Source organism: Arthrobacter sp. ISL-28, from assembly GCF_018613875.1.
In the GTDB taxonomy this organism is placed as follows: domain Bacteria; phylum Actinomycetota; class Actinomycetes; order Actinomycetales; family Micrococcaceae; genus Arthrobacter.
Map to the genome: position 1 here is coordinate 26755 of NZ_JAGGPJ010000001.1, position 20264 is coordinate 47018.

A 20264-nucleotide genomic window follows, 5' to 3' on the forward strand; every position below is an offset into this window, starting at 1 on the left:
GTGCGGGTTGAGCGTCATGCGATTAACCGCGGTATGCCGCCGGCAATTCTCAGCCTACAGGCCGGCATTTGACCCCAGGTCAGGGTTTGAGCCGAGGTCAGGGTTAAGTCCAGGCAGGCGCAGCACCCTCCAAGGCAGCACCTCCTCCTTTATGTGCGTGTGCGGGGCCAGAGCGTAGGGCCGGATCGTTACACCATGCAACAGTTCAGCGGCAATCAATCCGTAGGAGGTCCCGGCGCAGCCGGCGGCGCCACAATTGAAGAATTATCCCCAGCCCCCAGGAGGGTGAGATGCGACGGTCAGCCTCGTCCGGCGTAATTCCCGCAGTATGTCTCGTCGCTGTGCTGCTCGCAGGATGCGGTCCGCAAGCAGGGCCGCCCACACCGACGCCTGGGAACCCGAGCGATTCCGCCACCTCCGCGACTGCAACTGCAACTGAAACTGCACCGACGGCTACCGGGACGCCGGGCGGTACTGGCACTGCCGCGCCGTCGGCCTCCTGGAAGACATACACGACGGCGGACGGCCAGCTGGCCTTCGACCTTCCCTCTGCCTGGAGCGTCAAAGACCCGGCGGGAGAACTGGCCGAAGGCGGCGGTACCTTCGCGGAGGTCACCAACCAGGCAGGCAAGCCGCTGGCTACGCTCCGGACCAACATGGCGACGGGTTCCACCTGCACGGAGCGGTACCCCTACTCGGTCCTGGAGTCGCAGGAGCTGGCGGCGCTGGCGCAGAAAGGGGTGGCGCCACGGTACGTTTTCGAGACCCGCGGTGACGCCACCGATCCGGGTCCGGCGGACACTCCCGCGGCGGCCTATGGCATCACGTCCGTTCCGGCGCCTACGGGGGAGTCGGCGTGCCCCATCTTCCATTTCTTCACCTGGCCTCCCAACGCTGCCATGTTCGGCGCGTTCTATAACCCCGCGAATAACGAGACGCCCGGAGACGACTCCCTGCCGTATCTGGAGAAAGCCAAGAAGTACGCGGACACGCCCGAGTACCAGGACATCAAACGGATGATCACCTCGTTGCGGCCAGCGAGCTAGACGGTCATTGGGTGAGGCGGACGACGGCGGGCATCCCGCCGTCGTCCTCATGCGTCCCGGGAGAAATACGCTCTCCGGGAACGGGCAAACGATCTTCGGGATTCCACCAGAATCCGGTCGTAGACTGAACTCCGAATCTCTTCGCACGGGCCTGCCAGGAGTCGGGACCGCATGAAGCTGCTAGTGAGATGGAGCCCGCGATGCTCTGGAAGTTGCTCGTTGAATACCTGCGGCCGCGCCGGCGGCTGCTGCTCGCCGTCGTCGTGTTCCAGCTGGCGCAGTCCATTGCGTCCCTGTACCTGCCCACCCTGAACGCCGACATCATTGACCAAGGCGTGGCGAAGGGGGACATCGGCTACATCCTGTCGATGGGCAGCGTGATGCTGCTCATCACGCTGCTCCAGATCGTCTGCGCGGTGACGGCCGTGTACTTCGGAGCGAGGGCGGCGATGGGCGTCGGTCGGGACCTCCGCGGGGCCATCTTCACCCGGGTGGGCGAGTTTTCCGAGCAGGAGGTCACGCACTTCGGTGCGCCAAGCCTCATCACCCGCTCCACCAACGACGTCCAGCAGGTCCAGCAGCTCGTCCTGATGTCCGCCACGATGATGGTCGCGGCGCCCATGCTCAGCATCGGCGGGGTGATTATGGCCGTCCGGCAGGACGTGCAGCTGTCCTGGCTGATTGCCGTGAGTGTGCCTGTGCTGCTGATCGGTGTGGGACTGATCGTCCGGCGTATGATTCCGCTGTTCCGCAAGATGCAGACCCGGATCGACACGGTCAACCGGGTGCTCCGCGAGCAGCTCACCGGCATCCGGGTGGTGCGGGCCTTCGTGCGGGAGGACATAGAAACCGACCGTTTCGCCAATGCCAACGAGGACGTGACCGACACCGCCCTGCGCGCCGGGCGCTTGATGGCGCTGATGTTCCCGGTGGTCATGCTGGTCCTGAACGTTTCCAGCGTGGCGGTGATCTGGTTCGGCTCGTTCCGGATCGAGGACGGGTCCATGCAGGTGGGCACCCTGATTGCCTTCCTCAGCTACCTGATGCAGATCCTGATGTCGGTCATGATGGCCACGTTTATGGCGGCCATGATTCCGCGGGCAGCTGTCTCAGCGGACCGGATCGGGGACGTGCTGGAGACGGAGACGAGCGTGCGGCCGCCAGTGCGCCCCGTTGGCTTTGCTGACCGCACCGGTGCTGTTTCGGTCAACGGCAAGCGCCGCGGCGAACTGGAGCTGCACGACGTCGGATTCGCCTACCCTGGTGCCGAGCAGCCGGTCCTGAGCGGCATCAGTTTCACGGCCAGGTCAGGGCAGACGACAGCGATCATCGGCAGCACCGGTTCCGGCAAGACCACCCTGGTGAACCTGATGCCGCGGCTCTTCGACGCGACCAGCGGCTCAGTGAGGATCGACGGCGTCGACGTCCGGGAGCTGCACCCCGACCTGCTCTGGGGCCACATCGGCCTGGTCCCGCAGAAGCCCTACCTGTTCTCTGGCACGGTGCGCAGCAACCTGTTGTACGGGAAACCCGATGCCACGGAGGACGAGCTGTGGCAGGCCCTCGCTATCGCCCAGGCGCAGGACTTCGTCCGGGAGATGGAGGGCGGCCTGGATGCGGCCATCTCGCAGGGCGGCACCAACGTCTCCGGCGGGCAGCGGCAGCGGCTGGCCATCGCCCGCGCGCTGGTGAAGCGGCCCGAGCTCTATATCTTTGACGACTCGTTCTCCTCGTTGGACACCGCCACGGACGCCCGGCTCCGGCAGGCGCTCAAGCACAACACCTCCGGCGCCACCCTGGTGATCATCGCCCAGCGGGTGTCAAGCATCGTCGACGCCGACCAGATCCTGGTGCTCGACGGCGGCCGGATCGTCGGGCAGGGAACGCACGACGAGCTGGTGGAAACCTCGGAAACGTACCAGGAGATTGTGAACTCGCAGCTGGCTGTGGAGGACGCGGCATGAGTGGCGGCGGAACCCCGACGGCGGCGGTGTCCAGTCCCGCTCGCGTGCCCCGCCCGGCAGGCGGACCCGGCCGTGGAGGACCGTTCGCGGGGATGAACATCCCCGCCGAGAAGCCGATGAACTTCCTGCCCTCGGCCAAGCGCCTGTTGGCGACGCTGCGGCCGGAGCGGCTGTGGCTGGTGCTGGTGCTTGTGCTGTCGGTTGTGGGCGTGGCGTTCTCGGTGATCGGTCCCAGGCTGCTGGGGGAGGGCACCAACCTGATCTTCGGCGGCGTCGTCTCCAGGGACCTTCCGGCCGGGACCAGCAAGGCTGACGTGATTGCGGGGCTGCGGGCGGCCGGAGACAACCAAAAAGCCGACATGCTCAGCGCTATGCCGCTAACGCCGGGCGTCGGAATTGATTTCACAGCGCTGTCCACGGTGCTGCTGTGGGCGCTGGCGCTGTATCTGCTGGCTTCTGCTTTCGGCTGGGCGCAGGCGTACATCCTCAACGGCGTCGTGCAGCGGACGGTATACCGGCTGCGGGAGCAGATCGAGGCGAAGATCCACCGGCTGCCGCTGCGGTACTTCGATTCGATCCAGCGCGGTGAGCTGCTCAGCCGGGTGACCAACGACGTCGACAATATCTCCCAGAGCCTTCAGCAGTCGATTAGCCAGGCGGTCACGTCCCTGCTCACGGTCGTGGGTGTGCTGGTGATGATGTTTCTGCTCTCGCCGACGCTTGCCCTGATTGCACTGGTGACGGTGCCGCTGACGCTCGTGACCACGGCGCTGATTGCGAAGCGCTCACAGAAGCTGTTCGTGGCGCAGTGGAAGAACACGGGCGAACTGAACGGCCAGATCGAGGAGACGTACACCGGGCACGCGCTGGTGAAGGTGTTCGGCCGGCAGCGCGAGGTGGAGGAGCGGTTCCGGCAGAAGAACGTGGAGCTGTACGAGGCGAGCTTCGGGGCGCAGTTCATCAGCGGGCTCATCATGCCTGCAATGACGTTCATCGGGAACCTTGTGTATGTGGGGATTGCGGTGGTGGGCGGGCTTCAGGTGGCGTCCGGGGCCATGCAGCTGGGCGACGTGCAGGCGTTCATCCAGTACTCGCGGCAGTTCACCATGCCGCTGGCGCAGCTGGGCTCGATGGCCAACCTGCTGCAGTCCGGTGTTGCGTCAGCCGAGCGGGTGTTCGAGCTGCTGGACACCGACGAGCAATCGCCGGACCCGCTGCCTGCTGCTTCTCCAGATGGTGCGGCACGGGGACGGCTGGTGTTCGAGAACGTGTCATTCTCGTATTCGCCGGACAAGCCGCTGATTTCCTCTCTGTCCCTGGTGGCGGAACCGGGCCAGACGGTGGCCATTGTGGGGCCAACCGGGGCGGGGAAGACCACGCTGGTGAACCTGATGATGCGCTTCTACGAGATTGATGCGGGGCGGATAACGCTCGACGGCGTGGACGTCACCTCGATGACGCGGCACGAGCTGCGCTCGCGGATGGGGATGGTGCTGCAGGATACCTGGCTGTTTGGCGGGACCATCCGGGACAACATCGCTTATGGGCGGCCTTCGGCTACCGAGGACGAGATCCTGGAAGCCGCCCGGGCGACGTACGTGGACCGGTTCGCCCGCTCCCTGCCGGACGGGTACGACACGGTTTTGGATGACGAGGGCTCCAACGTGTCGGCCGGTGAGAAGCAGCTGCTCACGATTGCGCGGGCGTTCCTGGCCCGGCCTTCGGTGCTGATCCTGGACGAGGCCACGAGCTCGGTGGATACCCGAACCGAGGTGCTGGTGCAGCAGGCCATGAGCGCGCTGCGGTCCGACCGGACGAGCTTCGTGATCGCGCACCGCCTGTCCACCATCCGCGACGCCGACCTCATCCTGGTAATGGAGGCCGGCCAGATCGTGGAGCAGGGGACGCACGCCTCACTGCTCGCCGCCGGCGGGGCGTACGCGCGGCTGTACGAGGCGCAGTTCGCGGCTCCTGTGGCGGAGGTTTAGGTGCTCCTTACGGGCGGCTCATATGTTTCGACATCGGTATCCGAAGCTGACGAAGGTGCGGTCACATGAGCCGTTATGCGGGCCGCCGAGAGCTCCTCCACAACGATGCGCAGCATCGCATCTGCCATGGCTTTCGGTAGTTCTCCATCGGTGTCGACGTAAATTTCCAAGCCCTTGTTCGTGACATCGACCTCCGATACGTAGCCCGGCGTGTATTCGTCGGGGCTGGCGTCGAGATCCACTTCCTGGCCGCGCTCGTTCACCCGCATAAGCCGGGGACTTGCAGCCCGCAGAGCTGCTGCTGCCTTATCGGTGTCCTGTGTCACGACCAAAAAGACCGGGGAGGTTTCCCAGCCTTCGCCAAGCCCGTACTCCCACCTCTCGCCCATTCGATCGAAGATGTCCGGTGCCGTAGTTACCTTTGCCACTTCGGCTCTCTCGTCGGTACTCACTGTCTCACTCGCGTTTGGGGTAGCACCCAACGCCCCCATTATGTATGCAGTTGCAAATACGACAAGAACCGTCCCAACCAAGACGATGACTAGTGCCATTTTGTTGATCATCGTCGCTCCGAGGACTTCACAGGTAGCTCTTCACGCTCGCGCGGAGTGCTTCTGTGTGTTCGTAGATCTCCTCAAGCGAGCTGATGGGGACACGCGTTTCTTCTTTGTCAGCGCCGAATATCCCGATGTACTTCTGAGTGCGGTTGAAGTGCAGTCGGGCGATCGGCTTGCGATTGTTGTCGTCGAGCAGCACGGCGAAGTAGGACTTGGCATCGCGCTGGACTACGCGGGCCGGCTTTACCTCACTGCAAACAATGGCTCGAACGATCTGGTATCCCTCGATCTCCTCCAACGTCGTCTCCAGACCATCCGCCTCGGCCAAATCCGCGTCCGCCACAGGGGCACTAGTTACGCTCGCGGCTGCCGCGGAGTCTTCAGTCTGTGGGAAACCTGGAGCGCCGAGGGCCTTCTTGAGCCGCTCGTTCACTTGGTCATTCAGGAACTGCTTGGAAGCTTTGCTCACCAGTGCCGTGAACTGCTCACGCACCTTCTGGGTGTACGGGCCAGGATAGACACGACCAGTTAGGAATTTGACCCATTCGTCCTCCGGCTCCTTGAACTGAACGGCCAGAGTCCGTTTCAATTCGCCGATGTACTTCAGTTCACCTGCGGCACTGATGATCGAGTCAAGGTCAAAAACATCCTTGGACAGCTTCTGGAGTTCAGGAATGAGCGACTCGTCGATGTCGTTCAAATCCAGAACCAGGAATGGTTTGGCGTCCATGCGATTGGGGGCATCGAGGTCTGTAAAGAATTGGTAGACCTCGCCGTTTGTGAGGATGGCGATCCTAGCGTTCGTCACAGCGAAGTACCGGAAGAGCTGGGATGCATGCTCGATTTTCACCGGCTCTGCGGATTTCTTGCACTCGATCAGGATCTGGACCACGCCGTCCTTGACGATGGCGTAGTCAATCTTCTCGCCTCTCTTCAATCCCACGTCCGCGATAAATTCTGGAACGACCTCCATCGGATTGAACACGTCATAGCCAAGAATCGTTGAAATGAAGGGCATGACAAACGCATTTTTTGTTGCCTCTTCGGTTTGAATCGCTCCTCGCTGCTGGCGCACCTTTGCTGCCAAAGCCGAGAGTTTTTCTGCAAATTCCATTCGTCCCCCTGAAGAAAAATGTTGTGTTGCCAACCGTAACTCATCACCAGGACAAAAATGATCGAATCACTGAACTCAAATTGGTAACTCAATCCGGGATGAAACTCGGTTGAAGAGATGGGATCGGCGTCGCGCATGGCGACGCCGACCTTATCCTGGTGATGGAGGCCGGGCAGATCATAGAGCAGGGGACGCACGCTGAGTTGCTGGCCGCGGGCGGGGCTCGCTCGGAGCTTGTGCGGCGCAGTTCGCATTGCCTGTGGCGGGGGTTTGAGTACGTTGTTGGGCGGCTCCTGCTCGAGCCGGTGACATCAAAGAAAATCGGGATTCAAGGGGCAATGATTACCCATACTGCCCGACGTACCGAAGGTCCCGCCGTCGTTCGCTTCCTTGTGAGCCTCGGCGGCCCGTTCCCTAGAGGCGGAGTTCCATGAACACGCTGTTGGGATCCACGACGTAGTCCGCGAAGGGTGGGCACTCGATGAAGCCGTGACGGGCATAGAGGCGCCGCGCGGGAGCGAAGTAGTCCTGGGTTCCGGTCTCAAGGTAGACGCGCTTGAGATCTCGGGTCCGGGCGTCGTCAAGGATATGCCGGAGTAGGAGTGTGGCCACGCCCCGTCCCCGTGCACTTGCCGTGGTGCGCATGGACTTGATTTCTCCGTGCCTTGCGGAGCCGGGCGGGGAATCCAGAAGCTTGAGTGCGCCGCACCCCAGGAGATTGCCGTCCTCGCGGGCCGTCCAGAACGAGATCGACGGTGCAGACAGCGCGGAGTGGTCCAGGGCGTGAACGCTATCAGCAGGGGAGGTGGCGAACATGTCTGCCAGGTGCTCGCTCAGCAGTTGGTGGACATCGCCGCGTGCGGGATCGTCCCGGTCAATGTGAATCATCGCGTCAAATTTACCGCGTTCCCGCCACTCCCCGCCGTCGTAGTACAGGGAAATACGAAGCAATGTTTCGGCGTGTCGCCCGTAACCTATTTAGATGCCGCGTTTTGCACTTGATATAGAACCCGTCCCCCGCCCTGCGCGTTCGCAGGAACTCCTGGATGCCGTGAACCACCGGGTCGTCATTGCCGACGGCGCGATGGGCACCATGCTGCAGGGCCGGGACCTGTCGCTCGAGGCTGACTTCCTGGGGCTCGAGGGCTGTAACGAGATCCTCAACGACACCCGCCCGGATGTCCTCGCGGACATCCATGACGCGTACTTCGCTGTGGGCATCGACGCGGTGGAAACCAACACCTTCGGCGCGAACTGGTCCAACCTCTCCGACTACGGCATCGACGACCGGATCGAAGAACTCGCCCGGAAGGGTGCAAAGATCGCCCGCGAACGTGCCGAAGCGGCTGAAAAAACAGACGGCCGGATGCGCTGGGTCCTCGGCTCGATGGGGCCGGGCACCAAGCTCCCCAGCCTCGGACACACCAGCTACGACTACCTCAAGCAGACCTTCGCCCTGCAGGCCGAGGGCCTCATCGACGGCGGAGCGGATGCCTTCCTCATCGAGACCAGCCAGGACCTCCTGCAGACCAAAGCCGCGGTCAACGGCTGCAAGCAGGCCATCGTCTCCCGCGGCGTCCGGCTCCCGATCTTCGTCGAAGTAACCGTCGAGACCACCGGAACCATGCTGATGGGATCCGAAATCGGCGCCGCGCTCACCGCGCTCGAACCGCTCGGCGTCGACGCCATCGGCCTGAACTGCGCCACCGGGCCGGATGAGATGAGCGAGCACCTGCGCCACCTGTCCAAGCAGTCCTCCGTGGCCATCGCCTGCATGCCCAACGCAGGCCTGCCAGTGCTTGGCGCCAACGGCGCGCACTACCCGCTGTCACCCACCGAACTCGCCACCGCGCACGAGCAGTTCGTGCGCGAATTCGGCCTGGGCCTGGTGGGCGGATGCTGCGGTACGACGCCGGAACACATGGCCGCCGTCGTCGAGCGTCTTGCGCCCTTCCGCACCAGCGGCACCCTCGCCATCGGCGGGAATGGCAGCAACGGCGCCGCCCGCGTTCCCACCGAGCGTGAAGCAGGCATCGCGTCCCTCTACCATCATGTGCCGTTCGACCAGGAGTCCGCCTACCTCGCCATTGGTGAGCGCACCAATGCGAACGGTTCGAAGGCGTTCCGCCAGGCGATGCTCGAAGAGCGCTGGGACGATTGCGTCGATATTGCCCGCGAGCAGGTCCGTGTTGGCGCGCACCTGCTCGATGTCTGCATCGACTATGTGGGGCGCGACGGCGTCACGGACATCAAGGAGATCGTCTCACGTTTCGCGTCGGCCTCGACCCTCCCGCTCGTCATCGACTCCACTGAACCGCCCGTACTGCAAGCCGGGCTCGAACATATCGGCGGGCGCCCGGTGGTCAACTCCGTCAACTACGAGGATGGCGACGGCCCGGCCAGCCGCTTCGCACGCATCATGCCGCTCGTAAAGGAACATGGCACCGCCGTGATCGCCCTGACCATCGACGAACAGGGCCAGGCACGCACCACCGAGGGCAAGGTGGCCATCGCCAGCCGCCTCATCGACGCCCTGGTGGGCGAATGGGGGATGCGCGTCGAGGACATCATCGTCGACGCCCTGACCTTCCCGATCGCCACCGGCCAGGAAGAGACCCGCCGCGACGGCATCGAAACCATCGAGGCCATCCGCCAGATCACCACGAAGTATCCCGGCATCCAGACCACGCTCGGCGTCTCGAACGTGTCCTTCGGCCTGAACCCGGCCGCGCGCATGGTCCTGAACTCGGTGTTCCTGCACGAGGCCGTGCAGGCGGGTCTGTCCAGCGGCATCATCGACGCGGCCAAGATCGTGCCGCTCGCATCGCTCCCGGAGGAGCAGCGCCAGGTGGCGCTGGACCTCGTCTGGGACCGCCGCGAATACGACGCCGACGGCAACATCACGTACGACCCGCTGGCCCGCATGCTGGACCTGTTCGCCGGCGTCGACAGCGCGGCGCTCAAGGACCAGCGCGCGGCGGAACTCGCGGCGCTGCCCACCGGCGAACGCCTGCAGCGGCGCATCATCGACGGCGAAGGCAAGGGCCTCGAAGAGGACCTCGACCTCGCACGTAGTGAAGGCATGACCCCGCTCGGCATCATCAACGACCAGCTCCTCGAGGGCATGAAAGTGGTCGGTGAGCGCTTCGGCGCCGGCGAGATGCAGCTGCCGTTCGTGCTGCAGTCCGCCGAGGTGATGAAGAACGCGGTTGCCCTGCTCGAGCCGCACATGGAGAAGTCGGATTCCTCGGGCAAGGGCACCATGGTGATCGCCACCGTGCGCGGCGACGTGCACGACATCGGCAAGAACCTGGTGGACATCATCCTCACCAACAACGGCTACAAAGTCGTCAACATCGGCATCAAACAGGGGATCGCCGAGATCATGGCCGCAGCTGAGGAGCATGACGCCGACGTGATCGGCATGTCCGGCCTGCTCGTGAAGTCCACCGTGGTGATGAAGGAAAACCTCGCCGAGCTCCAGTCCCGGGGCCTCGCGAAGAAGTGGCCCATCATCCTCGGCGGCGCAGCCCTGACCCGTGCCTACGTGGAGCAGGACCTGGCGGAGCAGTTTGAGGGAACCGTCAGGTACGCCAAGGACGCCTTCGAGGGCCTCGCGCTCATGGAACCGTTGGTGCAGGTGGCCCGCGGCGCTGCCCCGGACGCCGTCGGCCTTCCGCCGCTGAAGAAGCGGATCCATAAGGGAGGCGCGAAGTTCACGGTGACCGAACCGGAGGCGATGCCCGGGCGTTCCGATGTGGCCGCCGACAACGCCGTGCCAGCGCCGCCGTTCTGGGGCACGCGCATTGTGCGCGGCGTGGCGCTGCACGACTACGCTGCTTTGCTCGATGAGCGCGCAACGTTCATGGGGCAATGGGGGCTCAAGCCCGGCCGCGGCGACGAAGGCGCCTCCTACGAGGAACTGGTGGAGCGTGAGGGCCGGCCGCGCCTGCGGTACTGGCTGGACCGCATCCTCGCCGAGGGAATGCTTGATGCGTCCGTCGCGTACGGCTATTTCCCGGTGGTCTCCGAGGGCGAACAGGTGGTGGTGCTGCACCACGGTGAGGATCACGACGGCGTCCTCGGCACGGCCGGTCTTCTCGCCCCTGATGGCGGTTCAGGCGGTCCGATCGGCACCGAGCGGCTGCGTTTCGACTTCCCGCGCCAGCGCCGGGACCGGCACCTGTGCCTGGCCGACTTCGTGCGCTCGCGCGAATCGGGCCAGATCGACGTGCTGCCAGTCCAGCTGGTTACTGCCGGGTCGAAGATCGAAGAGGTGACTTCCGAGCTGTTCGCCGGGAACCACTACCGCGACTACTACGAGCTCAATGGCCTGGTTATGCAGCTCACTGAGGCGCTTGCGGAGTTCTGGCATGCGCGCATCCGCTCCGAGCTCGGTTTCGCGGCCGAGGAGCCGAAGGACAAGGCAGGGTACTTCAAGCTCGACTATCGCGGTGCGCGCTTCTCGCTGGGCTACCCCGCGTGCCCTGACATGGAGGACCGCCGCAAAGTGACGGAGTTGCTGAAACCCGAGCGGATGGGCGTAGTCCTGAGCGATGAGCTGATGCTGCACCCTGAACAGTCCACCGACGCATTCGTGTTCCACCACCCGGAGGCGAAGTACTTCAAGGTGTGAGTTGAAGCCGGTCCCTGGCCTGAGTGGGTTGAGCCTCTTGCCCGCCCACGCTGGAGACCGGCTTCACCCGCCGGAACGCGGCGAGAATTGCCCGCCCCACCACAGCGATTCCGATGATCGTGGTGACGGCACGCAGGGTGTCCCAGCCCGCCGTCGACGTCACGAGCGAGTAGAGCAGGAAGCTGCTGAGGTTGGTGCCAAGCGGCGCGCCGGGCTCATAGGAGATGCCGGTGCCGGCGCCTACCGCGAAGGGCCAGAACCACAGATTGGTCAGCAGACCGAACAGGTAGGACGCTACGGCGCCGTAGGCGCACAGCATCCACAGCTCCGCTCTTCCACGCACCCGGCGGGGGAGCAGGCCGGCCCCGGCGCCCACCCACGCACAGGCGAATATCTGGAACGGAGTCCAAGGCCCGATGCCACTCCACAAGGCGCTTGAGACGGCGATCGTGGCGGCGCCCAGGAGCAGGCCGAAACGGGCACCGAAGGCCCGGCCGGCCAGGATCAGCAGGATAAAGACCGCCTCCACGCCCCCGACGCCGGTGCTGGCCACCCGCACTGCCGAGCCAACGGCGGCCAGGACGCCGAGCAACGCTACCGTGTGTGCGGAGCGGACCGAGCCGTCGACGGACACGACGACGGCAACGACGGCGAGCGGCGCAATAGCCAACGCCGCGTAGGGGAGGGCCGCGGCGGCATCCTCCGGGAGGGCAGCGGCGAGCAACGGCCAGCAAAATGCCGCGAGGGCCAGAAGATTAGCAGCTGAAAGAACTGCCAGCTCAATGCCCCGCGGCATCCGGATGCGGCGCTGTCTTCCCGCGCCCTGCGGATCTGTTGGTTCACCGATCACTGTTGGTCTTGGTCCGGCACCTGCTCGCCGGGGAGACGGAAGTGCCAATTCGGGCGCATTGGCAGCAACGGAAGAGGGCGCGACGCCGTCACGCATCGGGAGAATTCGGGCGCCGAGGCCGTGGGCAAAGTCGAGGTCGTGTGTGGCGATCAGGACTGCCGCACCGGCGTCCGCTGCGGCCCGCAGCGCCCCCGAGACTGCTGCACGCGCCGCAGGATCAAGTCCGCGGGTCGGCTCATCGATCAGCAGTACCTGTGGGTCGTCCATGCTCTGAAGCGCGATGGCAAGGATTCTGCGCTCTCCTGCAGAGAGGTCCCGGGGATGTTCGTGCCCAATGGGAATCCGAGCGTCTCCCCGCAAACGGGCCAGGCGTGACGCTGCAGGCATTGGGGCAAGCTGGTCACCGCCCGGGCTATATCGATGTGAGCGGCACCGGTCTGAGTGACGCCGGCCCGCTTGATGCCGCCCGGCTTGACGCACAGCGCGCGCCTGGCGCCGGTCGGCCGCTCGGAGCTCTCCTGCGACCGTATCCCTCGTGAAGAGGTCATCCGACGCGTCCGGGACGAGGGCGACGCGGCCGCCGTCGACCGTGCTTTCACTGCCAGTGCCTTCAGCGCCAGTACCTTCACCAAGGGCGAGCGCCACCAGGAGGGACGACTTTCCGGCCCCGTTCGGCCCCACCAGGGCGACAACTTCACCGCGGTACAGGGTCAGGGATGCGCTGCGCACGAGCGGCGTGCCCTTGCGGTGCACCGCGAGCTTTGTTGCCGTCAGCACTGGCACTGGCACTGGCACTGGCACTGGCACGAGCTCCGCTGGCTCTGCCGGCGTCGGAAGCGCAGTAGCACGGTGCGCAGGTGCGGATGGCGCGGCACCCGGTGCCAGGGCGCCGTCGTCGATGGTCCACCACGAGTCAGCAACCGGTACGAGCGGCTCCGCCCGGTGCTCCGCCACAATGACGCAGACGCCGGCGTCGTGGGCGAGGGCGTCGAGCACGGCGATGACGTGGCGGCGTGCTGCGGTGTCGAGGTCGGCCAGGGGCTCATCAACCAGGAGCAGGACCGGATGGTCCACCACCGCTGCGGCGATGGCTACGAGCGTTGCCTCACCAGCCGAGAGGGTGCTGACGTTCCGGTCCAGCAGCGCCGACACCCCGATACTCTCCGCGACCTCCAGCACCCGGGCCTTGGCGGTCCCGGATGCCATGCCGTGCAGCTCAAGGGCGAGGGAGATTTCATCCCGGACCCGTGTGGTGGCGAATGCTGCGCGCGGATTCTGCAATACCACGCCGATGAGGCGGGCGGTTTCGCGCGGTGGCGCGGTGGCACGGTCTGTTCCGGCGACGCGGACGGTGCCGGAAATTTCTCCACCGTCAACGTGTGAGAGGAGGCCGGCGATACCCCGCAGGATGGTGGACTTGCCGGAGCCCGTCGGCCCGGTAATGACCGTAATGGACCCGCTCGACGGCGTGAAGCTTGCGAGGCGCACCTGCGCGTCACCAATGCGGAATTGTGCGTCCCGGATGAGGACCGGTGCTTGGATACCTTGGCCAGGTTGGTGTGCTGCCCGGCTTCCGAAGCCGCGCAGTTCCAGGGCCGCGGCAACCCGGCCTGCATGCTCCAGGGTGCGCTCGAGCACGGGAATAAGGGCGCGGGGACCGAAGCGTTCGCCCCGCAATCGAAAAGCCAGGCGTACGGAGGTCACGGCGTCGGCAAGCGCAGGGAGCGCCGCCCAAGCCACCACAAGTGTCCTGGCAATGCCCTGCACGGGGCCGCGGCGGGCTAGGTGCACGAAGCCACGGGCCACGTCCACCCAGGCGTTGAGGACACCGAAACCGAGGATGATCCCGGCAATCGGCAGGGCGGACAGGACCGCCACCCACAGACCAGATGCCGTTACGGGACCCAGGAGGACGACATGGGCGTACGGGGCAGGCAGCGGCACCGGCGCCAGGTTGAGTAGAACCGGCTCACCAATGCCCGCTCCGTTGAAAAGGATGCGGTAGATGACCCGCGCCGCGATGAAGACGACGGCGAGAGCCGCCGCTGCACGTAACGGCGCGGGTCGAAAGGTCATGCCGTGGGGGCGGCCGGTTCGCCGTCGACCGTGAAGAGCAGTTCCAGGCTCTCTCCGGGGTTCACCTTCAGGGTGGCGAGGCCCTCCTGAGCGTATGCCCAGTCACCGGAGGCCGGCTTAACCCAAAGAGCCCAGTAGGCAAAGGCCGCGGGCGTATTTTTGCATTCTTCCCGGTACGTGCCGCCCTTGTGGGCGATGTCGAAATCTGCGGCAGGCACACCATTTACACGGCACACCAGTTCCTTGGGATATGCGGCAGTGCCCTCGGTCTTAACGTTTGCCTCGTCGAGCACCTTGGAAGCGGGAGTCGGCGCGTCCACGGGAACGCAAACGGACTTATCAGCGGCAGCCTGCTTCAGGGCGCCCGAGTCGACGATGACCTTCACACCGGCGCAGGGTTCGGAGGCGGCGCTGGATGAAGCGGTTGCCGGGGAAGCCGGTGCAGAGGTAGTTGGCTGGGTGGCGGCCGGCGTGGAACAGGCGGCGAGAGCAAGCAGGAGACCTGCGGCGGCGAGGGAGCTCGCGGCGGCGGTACGGATCTTAGTGAACGTCACGTGTTAAGGGTAGGACGTTGCTTGCCCGGATCCGGATGCCTCGCGTTGTATGACGTTAGGCCTGTTATCGCGCGTGTGCCTTAATTCCAGTGGCCGAGCTGGCCAGCGGACCGAAGGAACTCTTCTGGGTCACTGGGCCCGCAAGACCGCTAGCGAGACGACGACGGCGGGAGGCACCCGCCGTCGTCCGTTCCCCGCCGCGGCGGCTCACCAGAACTTATCCAGCCACCTCCGCCGGGCACCACGCTGCAGTCCGCCGTCGTACCCGCGAGCTGTACTGCCCAACCATCGCTGTCGTCCGTCGATGCCTCGCGCCCCGCCGTCGTCCTGCCCTCACGGTCGTCCGTTGTGGTGGCTGCGTAACTGCGCCACCATGAGCGTATGGATGCTGAAACACCTAAGGCGGAGGAGCTGAACCTTCCCCAGGCTTTCCTCCTTCTGGCAACGAACGACACGGACGGCGAACCTTCAGTGCCGGCTTACGTACTCAGGACCACTTTGGCAGGGGCAATATTGGCCGAGCTGGACCTGATCGGTGCAATCGAGCTGCAGGGGAAGCATGTCAGGGCCACCGAGGCCGCCCCGCAAACCGACTTCCAGCATGAACTGGAGCTCATCCGTCACAAATCACGACCCCACACTCCCAAGCGGTGGGTCTCCATGCTGGAGGGCCGCGCCGCAGTGCAGCGTGTCTACGAGGGGATGGCAGCACTGGGCATCGTGGATCAGGTCGGCGAGAAGCACCTCGGCCTGTTCCGGACCGTGCGCTACCCGGAGAAGGACCATGGTCCCGAAGCGTCGATCCTGAAAAAGGTCCAAGCGGCACTTAAAGGCGGTGGACCCAGCGATTCCCGAATGACTGCACTTATCGCCCTGCTTGAGGCCGCCGAACTGCTGGGCAAGCTCTTCCCTGCAGCGGACCGAAACCGGGCAATAAAGCTGGCGAAGGACTATTGGCCCTCCCATGCGGTACTGGACGAACTCCGCATGATCAGACTGGCCGAGGAAGAGGCCGCAATGTAGACCGGGACGAAGCCGCACAGACCCCGTTCCTTGGAGGCGTCCGGCGTTAGGACGCCCGCGACTTTCCCCGCAGTGCTCACCCGCCGGCGGGTTGGAACAGCTCGACGACGTTGCCGGCCGGATCTTCCAGCAGGATCTGCTGACCGCCCGGACCGGTGACAATGTCGTTTCGGAACGTCAGGCCCGCGGCACGGAGCCGGTCCACTTCGGCCGCAATGTCGCTCACGATGAGGTGGATCCGGTTCCAACCTCCCGGTGCCGGCACCGTGCCGTCCGGCATTGGCCGGCCCGCAGAGCTGCTGGGACCGCTCAGCAAAAGCCGAAGCCGGCCGCGGGCGACGTCGGCGAACGCCGGCGCGGCGCTCATCCTGAGGGTAAATCCGAGATGCCTTGTGTAGAAGTCGACCGCCGCTTCGACGTCGTCCACCATGTATCGGACACTTACCATGTCCTCAAGGTCGTTGGGCATTTCTAGCTCCTCTCCGAATTCAGTTGGGAATATTCAATTGCCTAAAGCCGGAACTGGATAGATCTGAACTCAATTTGATTGCTTTAGGCACCGTGGAGCTGCCTCAGAACGTCGCCTTCTGCGACGAAAGGTCCGCCAAGACCTGGGCTCTTCTCGTCTGGAATGACCGGGGTTAGGATGCCGTGTGACTTTCACCCACGGCTACGCGGACAACAACGGCCTTCGTATGTATTACGAGGTCCACGGCCGGGAGGTGCCCGGCCAACCGCCGCTGCTCCTCATTCCGGGCGGCGGCTCCACCATCGATACGAACTTCGCCGAACTCATCCCGCTGCTGGCTGAACAGCGCCAGGTGATTGCCGTTGAAGAGGAGGGCCACGGTCGCACGCAGCCGACCAGCCGCCCCCTCACTGCCGAGAACTCGGCCGGCGACATCCTCGCTGTCTTGGACCAGCTCGACGTGAAAACTGTGGATGTGTTGGGATTCAGCGCCGGTGGCCACACCGCCGTCGCGCTGGCACTCGGGAATCCCGCCGTGGTGCGGTCCCTCATTATTGCCTCCACTTTTGTGAGCCGCGATGCCGTGCCGGACGAGTTCTGGGCCAGCATGGCGAGGGCCACCGTGGACGACATGCCGGACACCTACAAGGACGCCGACCGCCTTCTCAACCCTGAACCCGGCCACCTGGAGAGGCTCTTCGAGCTGGACAGACAGCGCATCCTGGACTTCCCCGGATGGTCCGACAAAGAGCTGGGCACCATCACAGCATCAACACTTGTGGTGAGCGGTGACCGCGAGATTGTCACCCCTGATTATGCCGCTCGAATGGCCGGCCTCATCCCGGGTGCCCGCCTGCTGATCGTCCCCGGCGGGCATGGCGATTACCTTGGCGAGGAAGCCGCCAGCGGCGGGGATCTGCGGATGATGCACGCCACGGTCCCGTTCCTGCTGCGGGTCCTCGGGGAGTAGATCTGGGCAGCAGGGCAGCTGACTAGAGCAGCATGGCTACTGACGAATAGGGCCGCGGCCTCCGGCCGCTTCCGCCTGGTTGCTGGGGAATGCGGGCTACTCCTCTTTGGTGCTGGGGAACACGGGCTTGTCCTCCTAACATTTAAGGTGCAAAAGTGTGGGCCGGAAACGGCGGAGAACAACCTGGATTAGTGCGCTGGCCGTGTTGGGCGCATGGCTCCCAGCAGTCATAGGAGTCATACCGGTGATTCAGGTGGCCCGCACTCTTGTGTGGCTTCAACTGCAGCTTTGAATGCAACGGGGGCAGCCGGTCGCTGCTGTAGGGGAGCGGCACGCTAGGCAGGCCGACGACGGTGGGAGGCGTCGCCGTCGTCGACTTCCCCTTCAGTTTCGGCTCCTGTTTAAGCGGTACGGGCGTCTCGTAGAACGTCACAGCATCTAGCCAAAAGTGGCACTCCGTCCTCGCTGCGGGGGCGATCCCTGACTGAACGCTGGGCACCATACTGCCTACTGGAACGGTGGAACTGAGGGGAGTCGGAACTACGGCGGGTTGGAGCTGCGGCGGGTTGGAACCGAGGGGAGTCGGAATTACGGCGGGTTGGAACCGAGGCGAGGCGGAACTACGGCGAGCCGGAACTTAAGCAGCTTGCAAGAGGTACCAGTCGTGTAAGGGATCGCCAAGGCGCTCCAGTTGCGGAGGCGGGAGTTCGTCTGGGCCTGGGTATTCAGGCAGTGGACAGCCCTGATCTTCCGTCTCCGTTGCCGGCCAAGGGCACCATTCGGTGAAAGGGTCCACGGGCAGCGCCTGATCCAGATCCGGTTCCAAGTCCAGATTCTCGGCTAGGTTGGGGGCGCTGCCGGGTATGCCGATGTGATCGGGCCAGGCGGGTGGTTGCCAGTCTTGTTGTTCACTCGGATAGTGGCGGCCTGACGGCGCGGTCCAGCCAGGTGGTTGGCTTTTCGTTGCTTCGGAGGGGGTCCAGGAGGTGCTGTGTTTGAGGTGGTGGTGTTTGCGGCAGGGTTGTCCGAGGTTGGTGATGCCTGTGGTTCCACCGTCGGCCCAGGCCAGGAGGTGGTCGGCTTCGTTGTCGAGGGAGTGGTTGTGGCAGCCCGGGAAGGGGCATTTACCGTCGCGGAGGCGTAGCCATTGGCGCATGGATTTGGGGATGCGGTAGCTGGTACGGCCGATTTCCAGCGGTGCTCCATCACGGGGGTCGATCAGGACGCGGTGGAAGGATTCGGCTCCATCGGCGACAAGATCCCGGGCCATGGACGCCGGGATCGGCCCGTACCCGTCCAAAATAGCTGGTTCATCCGTGGCTCCCAGGAGGGAGAGGACAGGGACGGTGACCAGCACTTGGGCCCTGGGAGACGTAACGCCCACACGCCCGACACCCAGCCCCACGCTGTCAGTCACTGCGTCGGCCGTGCCATCAGCCAGGAACTCAGTAGCGCCCTTATTCACCTCGTCAGCAAGCCGGTCGTTCTCGCCGATGGCACCAAGGCCAGCGATCGAACTACCGCCGGTGGCGATGCTGCCGGTGCTGCCGGTGCTGGTGAGGAGCCATGTAGCGGCAAGATCGGCGCGGAGTTGGGTGAGGGTGCGGGGCTCCGTGGGGCCTTGAAGGGCTCTGGCGGCGGTGGTGGTCCGGTCCCAGATCCCGGCGGCGGTCCCCGCCGGCAGATAGGCCGACAGCCAGGCCATGCCGTCCTGGTCCGGTGTGTATTCCAGCCGCCGGTCCAGGACACCCTTGCGGTGGCGCACTTCGATGCAGACGGGATGGTGTCGCTCCCGCCAGCTCCGGGCTTTGGCGCGGAACCGGGACGGGACGAGCTCACCGGCCGGGCAGCCCCGCGCAGCATCCGGCGAATCCGGGTCAAGGAAGTGCGCTTCCAGGGCGGCGGCCCCGGCACCGTCCAGGCTGCCGGTTTCATCACACATGATGCGGGCATGCTGCCACGAAATCACCCCGTCCCGGAGTGCGTTGAGGGTGAGCGGCAGCCCGATGGTCAGGTGACGGCTCTGGTCCAGGAGCGCTGCAGCGGAGCGTTCACTGATGGTGAGGACGCACGCGACCTCAGCGATTGTGGACATTTCCTGCGCGGTCGCCTCCTGCACGGTGACAGCCGGGGAAGCGATGGCCTCAGCGGCCTCGACGTACTCAGCTGCCAGCTGCACCTTCAACACGGCAGCTTTAGCTTCGAACCGGCCTACCTCGGCCAAGGCGTCCAGACAAGCATCGCGCCGGCGCCGCAACGGGTCGGAGTCCCGGTCGCTATCAACGTCACGGCCATCTGCACGGTCACGGAAATCCGGCCCGATGATACGGCCGAGAACAGCAATGGACGCTGCGACAGCAGCCAGGGCCTCGGCGGCCCCAAGCCCGGCGGCGGCCTCCAAGGCCTCCCCGTTCCCCACTGTCCAAGCACCCGTGCTTTCCATAAGAAAAGCATCTCAGCAGGGTGTGACAATAACGGATGGCCCGCTTTGGTGAGACCAACGCATAATGAAGTTCCGCTACATCGCTCCATGGCAGGACTTATCCTGCAGCGCCCCGCAGGCCGGAACCCCGCAGACTGAAGCCCTGCGGGCCGGAACCCCGCAGGCCGGAACCCCGCAGACTGAAGCCCTGCGGGCCGAAACCCCGGAGGCCGGAACCCCGCAGGCCGGAACCCCGCAGACTGAAGCCCTGCGGGCCGGAACCCCGCATGCCGGAACCCCGCAGACTGAAGCCCTGCGGGCCGAAACCCCGGAGGCCGGAACCCCGGAGGCCGGAACCCCGCAGACTGAAGCCCTGCGGGCCGGAACCCCGCAGACTGAAGCCCTGCGGGCCGGAACCCCGGAGGCCGGAACCCCGGAGGCCGGAACCCCGCAGACTGAAGCCCTGCGGGCTGAAACGACTACCTGGGAGAAGCGATCGTCCACCATGGTTCGCACCAACCGACCCGGCATCGCGGCTTCGCTGGCGGAGGTTTGGGTCCGCCACCGCACTGATCCGCCACCGCACTGATCCGCC

General features: G+C 64.9%; 14 protein-coding genes and 1 pseudogene. 8 read left to right on the top strand and 7 right to left on the bottom strand.

Annotation, left to right across the window (positions count from 1 at the left end; translation table 11 throughout):
• The first annotated feature begins 290 nt into the window (after positions 1–290).
• The 3 genes from J7E80_RS00125 (at position 291) to J7E80_RS00135 (ending at position 4998) form a co-directional block, all read left to right on the top strand.
• Positions 291–1046 carry a hypothetical protein gene (locus J7E80_RS00125; protein WP_215049455.1) on the top strand — a complete coding sequence of 252 codons (756 nt, stop codon included), beginning with the start codon at positions 291–293 and terminating at the stop codon, positions 1044–1046.
• Positions 1047–1246: 200 nt separating this feature from the next.
• Positions 1247–3010, top strand: a complete 1764-nt coding sequence (locus J7E80_RS00130) for an ABC transporter ATP-binding protein (protein ID WP_215049456.1) — start codon at positions 1247–1249, stop codon at positions 3008–3010.
• Positions 3007–4998 carry an ABC transporter ATP-binding protein gene (locus tag J7E80_RS00135; RefSeq protein ID WP_215049457.1) on the top strand — a complete coding sequence of 664 codons (1992 nt, stop codon included), beginning with the start codon at positions 3007–3009 and terminating at the stop codon, positions 4996–4998. The genes J7E80_RS00130 and J7E80_RS00135 overlap by 4 nt, the downstream gene beginning before the upstream one ends.
• Here J7E80_RS00135 and J7E80_RS00140 read toward each other — a convergent pair.
• Positions 4995–5561, bottom strand: a complete 567-nt coding sequence (locus J7E80_RS00140; protein ID WP_215049458.1) for a hypothetical protein — start codon at positions 5559–5561, stop codon at positions 4995–4997. The two genes, J7E80_RS00135 and J7E80_RS00140, sit on opposite strands and share 4 nt — an antisense overlap.
• Positions 5562–5577: 16 nt before the next feature.
• Complete coding sequence (locus J7E80_RS00145) at positions 5578–6669, bottom strand: type I restriction endonuclease (protein ID WP_215049459.1); 1092 nt, start codon at positions 6667–6669, stop codon at positions 5578–5580.
• A 140-nt stretch (positions 6670–6809) separates the two neighbouring features.
• Between J7E80_RS00145 and J7E80_RS24520 the strand changes: the two are divergent.
• Positions 6810–6943: pseudogene (locus J7E80_RS24520) on the top strand (permease); the annotation flags it as partial.
• Between the two features lie 140 nt (positions 6944–7083).
• Here the strand turns inward: J7E80_RS24520 and J7E80_RS00150 are convergent.
• The gene (locus tag J7E80_RS00150; protein WP_215049460.1) at positions 7084–7557 is read right to left on the bottom strand and encodes a GNAT family N-acetyltransferase; all 474 of its coding nucleotides are present in this window, start codon (positions 7555–7557) and stop codon (positions 7084–7086) included.
• Between the two features lie 94 nt (positions 7558–7651).
• On the opposite strand from J7E80_RS00150, the gene metH reads away from it, so the two are divergent.
• A complete protein-coding gene (gene metH / locus J7E80_RS00155; RefSeq protein WP_215049461.1) occupies positions 7652–11305 on the top strand; it encodes a methionine synthase in 3654 nt (1217 codons plus the stop codon).
• Here the strand turns inward: metH and J7E80_RS00160 are convergent.
• Positions 11295–14231: an ATP-binding cassette domain-containing protein gene (locus J7E80_RS00160; protein WP_215049462.1), complete on the bottom strand. Its 2937-nt coding sequence runs from the start codon at positions 14229–14231 to the stop codon at positions 11295–11297. The two genes, metH and J7E80_RS00160, sit on opposite strands and share 11 nt — an antisense overlap.
• The gene (locus J7E80_RS00165) at positions 14228–14785 is read right to left on the bottom strand and encodes a hypothetical protein (RefSeq protein WP_215049463.1); all 558 of its coding nucleotides are present in this window, start codon (positions 14783–14785) and stop codon (positions 14228–14230) included. Before J7E80_RS00165 ends, J7E80_RS00160 begins: the two co-directional genes overlap by 4 nt.
• A 381-nt stretch (positions 14786–15166) precedes the next feature.
• Here J7E80_RS00165 and J7E80_RS00170 point away from each other — a divergent pair, with 381 nt between their 5' ends.
• Entirely contained in the window at positions 15167–15808 is a 642-nt protein-coding gene (locus J7E80_RS00170; protein WP_215049464.1) for a GPP34 family phosphoprotein, read from the top strand.
• Between the two features lie 76 nt (positions 15809–15884).
• Here J7E80_RS00170 and J7E80_RS00175 read toward each other — a convergent pair whose 3' ends face one another.
• Entirely contained in the window at positions 15885–16277 is a 393-nt protein-coding gene (locus tag J7E80_RS00175; RefSeq protein WP_215049465.1) for a VOC family protein, read from the bottom strand.
• A gap of 184 nt (positions 16278–16461) precedes the next feature.
• Between J7E80_RS00175 and J7E80_RS00180 the strand changes: the two genes are divergently transcribed.
• Complete coding sequence (locus J7E80_RS00180; protein WP_311380720.1) at positions 16462–17247, top strand: alpha/beta hydrolase; 786 nt, start codon at positions 16462–16464, stop codon at positions 17245–17247.
• A gap of 637 nt (positions 17248–17884) precedes the next feature.
• Here the strand turns inward: J7E80_RS00180 and J7E80_RS00185 are convergent.
• Positions 17885–19690 (bottom strand): HNH endonuclease signature motif containing protein, encoded by a 1806-nt coding sequence (locus tag J7E80_RS00185; protein ID WP_215049466.1) that lies wholly within the window; start codon positions 19688–19690, stop codon positions 17885–17887.
• Positions 19691–19754: 64 nt separating this feature from the next.
• Between J7E80_RS00185 and J7E80_RS00190 the strand changes: the two genes are divergently transcribed.
• Positions 19755–20258, top strand: a complete 504-nt coding sequence (locus J7E80_RS00190) for a hypothetical protein (protein ID WP_215049467.1) — start codon at positions 19755–19757, stop codon at positions 20256–20258.
• Positions 20259–20264: the final 6 nt, after the last annotated feature.